The sequence below is a fragment of the Aquitalea sp. ASV11 genome (genome assembly GCF_016429185.1).
Classification (GTDB): domain Bacteria; phylum Pseudomonadota; class Gammaproteobacteria; order Burkholderiales; family Chromobacteriaceae; genus Aquitalea; species Aquitalea pelogenes.
The window spans coordinates 1-1,650 of the sequence record NZ_JAELUD010000139.1 but is presented as its reverse complement, the minus strand read 5'-3'; the positions used below and the strand labels follow the sequence as shown (position 1 = coordinate 1,650).

Below are 1,650 nucleotides of genomic sequence, written 5' to 3'. Positions count from 1 at the left end.
CGGAGATGTGTATAAGAGACAGCCATTGATCCGGTCAGGCAAACAAAAACGCCAGTGCATGCACTGGCGTTTTTTTGTCCGTGGCGGACACAAGCCTGCACTGCAGGCCGTGTGAAGCAATTACTTGCCGAAGCGTTCAATGCCTTCCACCAGTTCGGTCTTGGCATCTTCCAGCGTGCCCCAACCGTGGATCTTGACCCATTTGCCTTTTTCCAGATCCTTGTAGTGCTCGAAGAAGTGCACCATCTGGGCACGCAGCAGTTCCGGCAGGTCTTCCAGCTTCTGGATGGACTTGTACATCGGGCACAGCTTTTCCACCGGTACGGCAACCAGCTTGGCATCGATGCCGCCGTCGTCTTCCATCTTGATCAGACCCAGTGCGCGACAGCGGATCACCACGCCCGGCGGCAGCGGGAAGGGGGTAACCACCAGAACGTCAACCGGGTCGCCATCGCCAGCCAGGGTTTGCGGCACGAAGCCGTAGTTGGCCGGGTACATCATGGAGGTGCCCATGAAACGGTCAACCACCAGGGTGTTCCACTCTTTGTCGAATTCGTATTTGATCGGCGCAGCGTTGGCGGAGATTTCGATCACGACGTTAAAGTCGCCCGGCATGTCTTTGCCCGGGCCGATGAGTTCCAGGTTCATCAGGCAGAATCCTTTGTTAATGGTGGTTGTTTACACGGAATTTCTTGCAGGATTATATCAGCAGCTGCCGTGTTGTGCGGTGCACAGGTATAATCTTTGACGGATTTGTGCACCAATCGGGAACACTATGTTTGACACGCTGATTACCGAATTTGACAAGGGTTTGCGCACCCTGTTTGCGCCGGCGCAAAGCCAGCGTCCACGGCCGGATGCCGGGCTGGAAGAGGCCGAACTCAGCGCCGAGGAAAAGCGTCATGCCATCGGCCTGATGCGGGTAAACCACTGTGGCGAAGTGTGCGCACAGGCGCTGTATCAGGGGCAGGCCCTGACTGCACGTAATCCGGCCGCACGCGAAGCCTTGCAGCACGCTGCATTCGAGGAGGTGGAGCACCTGGCCTGGACCGAGCAGCGTATTCGCGAGCTGGGTGGTCAGCCTAGTCTGCTAGGCCCGCTGTGGTACACCGGCTCGCTGGCCATTGGCGTGACTGCCGGTTTGCTGGGGGATAAATGGAACCTGGGTTTTCTGGAAGAAACCGAACACCAGGTTGGTGCGCACCTGGACAGCCACCTGACTGCCTTGCCGGCAGCAGATGCCAAGAGCCGTGCCATTGTCAGCCAGATGCGGGATGACGAACTGCGCCATGCCGACATGGCGCACGAATATGGTGCCGCCCGCTTGCCGGCACCGGTGAAGGGCTTGATGAAACTGACAGCCAAGGTGATGACGGTCAGCAGTTACCGGGTTTGATGCCTGATCAGCACATATGTTGAAGATGCCACCTGCGGGTGGCATTTTTGTTACCTGGCGGAATGCAGCAAAGTGGCTTTGGTGGCCGGAAATGAAAAAAGCCCAGTCATGCGACTGGGCTGATTTCTGAATCCTGGCGTCCCCACGGGGAATCGAACCCCGGCTACCGCCGTGAAAGGGCGGTGTTCTAACCGCTAAACTATAGGGACTTTGGTGCACCCGGAGCGATTCGAACGCCCGACCCTTTGGTTCGT

General features: G+C 57.6%; 2 protein-coding genes and 1 tRNA gene. 1 reads left to right on the top strand and 2 read right to left on the bottom strand.

The window, feature by feature from the left end:
* Positions 1 to 120 precede the first annotated feature (120 nt).
* Entirely contained in the window at positions 121 to 648 is a 528-nt protein-coding gene (gene ppa, locus JHD62_RS21290) for an inorganic diphosphatase (protein ID WP_045845592.1), read from the bottom strand.
* 127 nt (positions 649 to 775) lie between these two features.
* Here ppa and coq7 point away from each other — a divergent pair, with 127 nt between their 5' ends.
* Positions 776 to 1,396 carry a 2-polyprenyl-3-methyl-6-methoxy-1,4-benzoquinone monooxygenase gene (gene coq7 / locus JHD62_RS21285; protein WP_045845593.1) on the top strand — a complete coding sequence of 207 codons (621 nt, stop codon included), beginning with the start codon at positions 776 to 778 and terminating at the stop codon, positions 1,394 to 1,396.
* 134 nt (positions 1,397 to 1,530) lie between these two features.
* Here the strand turns inward: coq7 and JHD62_RS21280 are convergent.
* Positions 1,531 to 1,605: transfer RNA gene (locus JHD62_RS21280), tRNA-Glu, on the bottom strand.
* Between the last annotated feature and the right edge of the window lie 45 nt (positions 1,606 to 1,650).

Coding starts and splice junctions, on each gene's coding strand:
- ppa (WP_045845592.1), bottom strand. CDS start 648: ATGAACCTGGAACTCATCGGCCCGGGCAAAGACATGCCGGGCGACTTT.
- coq7 (WP_045845593.1), top strand. CDS start 776: ATGTTTGACACGCTGATTACCGAATTTGACAAGGGTTTGCGCACCCTG.